This is a genomic window from Pontibacter sp. HJ8 (assembly GCF_054824225.1).
Genome location: NZ_JSYF01000646.1, coordinates 1 through 4,966 on the forward strand (window position 1 = coordinate 1; position 4,966 = coordinate 4,966).

At 50.9% G+C, this 4,966-nt stretch carries 4 protein-coding genes; 2 read left to right on the plus strand and 2 right to left on the minus strand.

Annotated elements, in window-relative coordinates:
- On the minus strand, nucleotides 1-819 hold an 819-nt coding region (locus OB13_RS20565), incomplete at its 3' end, for an N-acetylmuramoyl-L-alanine amidase family protein (RefSeq protein ID WP_461492062.1).
- Nucleotides 820-1,203: 384 nt separating this feature from the next.
- Nucleotides 1,204-1,947 carry a metallophosphoesterase gene (locus OB13_RS20570; RefSeq protein ID WP_461492059.1) on the minus strand — a complete coding sequence of 248 codons (744 nt, stop codon included), beginning with the start codon at nucleotides 1,945-1,947 and terminating at the stop codon, nucleotides 1,204-1,206.
- A 398-nt stretch (nucleotides 1,948-2,345) separates the two neighbouring features.
- On the opposite strand from OB13_RS20570, the gene OB13_RS20575 reads away from it, so the two are divergent.
- Both OB13_RS20575 and OB13_RS20580 read left to right on the plus strand, forming a co-directional pair.
- The gene (locus OB13_RS20575; protein WP_461492060.1) at nucleotides 2,346-3,881 is read left to right on the plus strand and encodes a S8 family peptidase; all 1,536 of its coding nucleotides are present in this window, start codon (nucleotides 2,346-2,348) and stop codon (nucleotides 3,879-3,881) included.
- 166 nt (nucleotides 3,882-4,047) lie between these two features.
- Nucleotides 4,048-4,966: NAD(P)-dependent alcohol dehydrogenase (locus OB13_RS20580; RefSeq protein WP_461492061.1), on the plus strand; the 919-nt coding region annotated here is incomplete at its 3' end.

The following is a 4,966-nucleotide window of genomic DNA, read 5'->3' on the forward strand; positions in this document are numbered from 1 at the left end:
GCGACGCTGGTCTTTATCGTTTCGGATATTGCCCAACTCGATAAACACAGTGGGCGGGTGACTGTATTTCACTACATACAGGCTGCTCCGATGCGAGACATTACCCGAATATTCCCTGTTAGGCTGGTAGCGCTTGTATTTGGAGGTGAAGGTCTGGTGTATGTTCTTAGCCAGCCGGTCGCCTTCAGGACTGTTCTCATGGTGGTAGAAGAAAACATCGATGTTCTGGCTCTCACTGCGGCTATCGACGTGGATAGATAGCATGCGCTGGTAAGCACCTTTGTGCTTGGCATAAAGGCTGTTGACCGCATCGGTACGCTGTCGCAAACGGGCGCTGTGGTTGAGCGGGATTTTCTTATTCGGATAAGCTACTTCATCCCAGTCCATTTTCAAAATACCTTCATCCCGAATGCCATCATTAGCGTCCTGAACGATCATGTATACGGTTGCTCCATGCTCCATCAGCACGCGGGCCAGGCGAATAGTGACGTCGTAGGCATATTCATCCTCTGCCAGATCATTTGAACCATACTTGCCTACAGCGCCCGGATCAGGACCGCCGTGGCCGGAAGACAGGTAGTATACCGCTCCCTGCAGCTTCTGACTCTTGATCTCCACGCGCTCATATTTTTCTCCGAAGAGCGGCATCTCCAGCACTCTCGCTGAAGTTTTAGCTGCTATAGGTTTAGCAGAAGCAGTAGAGGCCGCTACAGCGGAACCGGGTTTTTCTGCTTCAGAAACTGCTACCTCAGGAAGAACATATTTTTTCCCGGCGATCAAACCATTGTCCTTCCCAAAATTCTCTTTGTTCAGCTCGATGAATTTGCTCAGGTGTTCCGAAGGGCTCAGGCCATGACGGCGCAATAAGGTATAGACACCGTCTCCCGGCATAGCCACCACTTGTAACTGGGTGCTCTGACTGAAAGTGTTGAATGCAGTAAAAAAAAGCAGGAAAGTAAGTATAGCTGTACGCAAAGCAGAATGGTTTACCGGCATATATTTCGAATCCGATATTACTAAAATTGAATGAAGGATAAAAGGAATTCCCGATATACTGCTAAAATGTAGTTAAAGCTATATTCGGAGACCCTAATTAATCAACGTAATACGGTGCCTAATCGTATCCGTTTGGAGTAAAAGGTATATTTTTAGTAACTGGCAGATGCTCAGGGCACAAAGTTTTCCAGCACTCCTCTCCATATGTTATAGGAGTAAATTTCTTACATTCCAGCTGATCCCGTTTCTGCCTTCCTCATCCGGGTATAGCGCCATGACTTGCTCCGATTGCCACACTTCTTTACTGTCAATATCCATAATGGAGAGGCAACCGGTAAAGGCTGCGCCTGTATCGATCAGGGTCAGATTTCCCATCTGTAAAGGCGTGGTTTGCCGCTTGTCCAGCAGTATGGTGGGAGTATGGCCGATGTATACCTCCTGATATTGGCTGATCCGGACGGGTTTGAGTTGTTTATACTGCCTGTAGTGATGCTCCAGAAAGCCCCTGCTCCAAAGCAAAGTGAAGGCATCAGTCTCTTCTACAGGCTTGCTGCTATCGAAACCTGCATGCACCAGGAGGATGTTGTCTTCTGTGATAAGGTATAGCTTCGCATTCTGCAGAAATTCCAGGTGTTTTTTCGGCAACGTTTTGCCATATGACTTGACAGTAGCTGCCCCTCCTTGCCTTAACCAGCTCTTGCGCATGGCTTCGTTCTGATCTAGTTTGCCGGTATAGTACTCCAATGCCCATTGATCGTGGTTGCCCAACAGGTATACCAGGTGCCTGATCGTCAGCAGCAGGTCTACACTCTCCTTGGATTCGGACCAGCCATCCACCACATCCCCCAGAAAGATCAGCTGATCCTTCTCCTTGTCAAAACCGCACAGCTCCAGGCACTGCACAAGCGCCCTATACCCTCCGTGGCTGTCGGATGTGACGAATCTTCTCATGCGCAATCGGTTTAATATTCACTTCTTCATCTACTACACAGCTGCTTGTATAGTTACTGCAGCGGAATAAGCACGATGGCGCAATGCATGGCCAATCGGACCAAGTATAAAAGTGCATGCGTTCAGCACCGGTTAAACAATAAAGGCTATTGTATTTTTATACATTAAGCAAGAATAAATTTAACATTACAGTAGTTTGTTCGTTTATAGAACTACACGCATAATCCCTTCAGCGTCACCCACATCCGAAGCTCCGCCTACATAGTCGAGTCATTACCGCTACCTACTGATTAGGCACACCCCCTTTTGAACCCTCTGCTCCCGAGTTTCCTGCCGCTTCGGTTGAGCGCAGGTTGATTCACTGCTAGTAATTGATCCACTTTTTAAATTTCCTAAACATGAAAGTAAATTACAATTACAAAACCATTTACGCTTTTCTCTTCTTGCTTACTGCCTCTTTCGGGTGTACAAAAGACCAGGATTCGCCGATGCCGGCCGATGCCCTGCAACAGCAAACCGAAAGCGCTGCAAAAGCGGGAGCCGGCGCATCCAACGTCCGCATGCTCTCCGATCGCTATATCATCATCTCAGCGTCCAACACCATCCCATCCGAACTCAAGAGCCAGATGAGCGCGCTGAAAGGGAAACTGACCTCTAACATGGAGAACGTTGGGCTGGCCACTGCCACATCTTCGGACCCTGACTTTATCGCAAAAGCTTCCAGTATCCAAGGCATCAGTGCAGTGATCCGCGATTTCAGGATTCAGTGGATCGATCCTTCCAAAACTAAAAATGTCAAGGTACAGCAAACCTATGGCAACCCGCCCGCCAGTGGCGACGATGATCCCTATTTTGACTTGCAGTGGGGGCACGATGCCATCGATGCACCGGAAGCCTGGAATGCCGGCTACAGGGGAGAGGGTGCCCGGGTAGCGGTGCTGGACACCGGGTTTGATCTGACACATCCGGATCTGAGACCGAACATTGATCTGGATGCGAGCGCAAGTTTTGTGCCCGGAGAAGAGCTACAATACAGCTTACCCGATCCATTCAGCCATGGCACACACGTGGCCGGCACCATTGCCGCGGCCGACAACGGATTGGGCACCATCGGGGTAGCCCCGGAGGCAGAACTGCTCCTGGTGAAAGTATTGGGCGACGAAGGTTCCGGTGATTTTTCCTGGCTACTGCAGGGCATCGTACATGCCGTGAACCAGGATGCGGATGTGATCAACATGAGCTTAGGGGCTTTCTTCCCACGCAACGGCAAATTCCTGGACGAGAATGGCAACGTGATCAACGTGACCAAGGCTATTCAGGAACTGATTGTGGCCATCAGTAAAGTAACCACCTATGCCTATCAGAATGATGTGACGATCATCGCCACCGCTGGTAACGATTCTAACAACGGCAACCGGGACCGTTCCTGGATACAGCTGCCAGCCGATGCACCGCACGTGATTTCGGTATCGGCTACTGCTCCCAGAGGTTGGGCGGTATATCCGTTCAATGCCTTCCTGGATTATCCGGCTTCCTACACCAACTACGGCACTCCTGAAGTGGACCTGTCAGCGCCGGGTGGTGACTTTGTGTATCCGGGAGAAGAACTGGTGATCATTGGAGGAGTAACTGCACCGGCCTGGGTTTTTGATCTCGTTTTCAGCACCGGAAGCAACAACGATTGGTACTGGTCGGCAGGTACCAGCATGGCCGCGCCGCATGTTTCGGGAGTGGCAGCCCTTGTTATCGGCAAATACGGCGGGGATTTAAACCCGGCGCGGGTTGAAACTATTCTGCGCACGACGGCCGAAGATCTGGGCAAGTCCGGACGCGATCCGTTCTATGGCCACGGCAGGGTGAACGCTTACTCCGCCGTTACCGGACAGAAAGCACCAGCATCGCCGGCCAGCAATGGCAAATTAAGCGCGCGCTGATTGGGCGGTGTAACACCTAATGAGCTGAAAGCCCGGTGTCACTTTTATCTGGAGTGGTACTGGGCTTTTACTTTGTGGCTGGAAGAGGTACTCCGGACCGTTATCAACTAATGCAAATGGCGAAGCGTACTTATAAGTACTTCAATATAATTTTAAACTATACCTTATGGAGATTACAGCAGCGATTACGAAAAAGAAGGGCGGGGAATTTGTGCTTGAAAAAGTCGAGCTGGATAATCCCCGAAGCAATGAAGTACTGGTAAGAGTAGTGGCTACCGGCATGTGCCACACCGACATGGCTGTACGGGACCAGCAAATGCCGACGCCTTTGCCCGTGGTACTGGGGCACGAAGGCGCAGGTATAGTCGAAGCGGTGGGAGAGGATGTTACCAAAGTGAAACCCGGTGACCGTGTGGTGATGTCGTTCGGTTCGTGCGGTCATTGCCCGAACTGCCAGAAAGGCTTCCCGGCCTATTGCTACTATATCATGCCGCTGAATTTCGGTGGCTCCCGGCTCGACGGCTCCCACACCCTGCACCAGGACGGAAAAGCCCTGAGCAGCAATTTCTTCTCGCAATCTTCCTTCGGCACCTATGCGCTGGCCACAGAACGGAATGTGGTAAAAGTACCCCAGGATGTTCCATTGGAGATCCTGGGACCTTTGGGCTGTGGCATACAGACAGGCGCGGGCGCTGTCATGAATAATTTGAACCCAGGTGCCGGATCAAGTATAGCCGTTTTCGGGACCGGAGCTGTTGGCTTGTCTGCCATCATGGCTGCCAACGTGGTAGGTTGCACCACCATCATTGCCGTGGATATAAATCAGGAACGGCTGGAGTTCTCAAAGCAGCTTGGTGCCACACATACCATCAACAGCAAAGACCAGGATCTGGGTAAAACACTTGCTCAAATTATGGAGAATGGGGTAGAGTATGCATTCGACACTACCGGCAACATCCAGGTAATCGTGAATGCGCTCGAATCGCTGGCCTCAAAAGGAGTGTGTGGCATTGTGGGGGTAACGCCGCCGGATAAATTCGTGCAACTCGACCCTAACCTGCTGGTGGGGAAAGGGCTTACGCTGC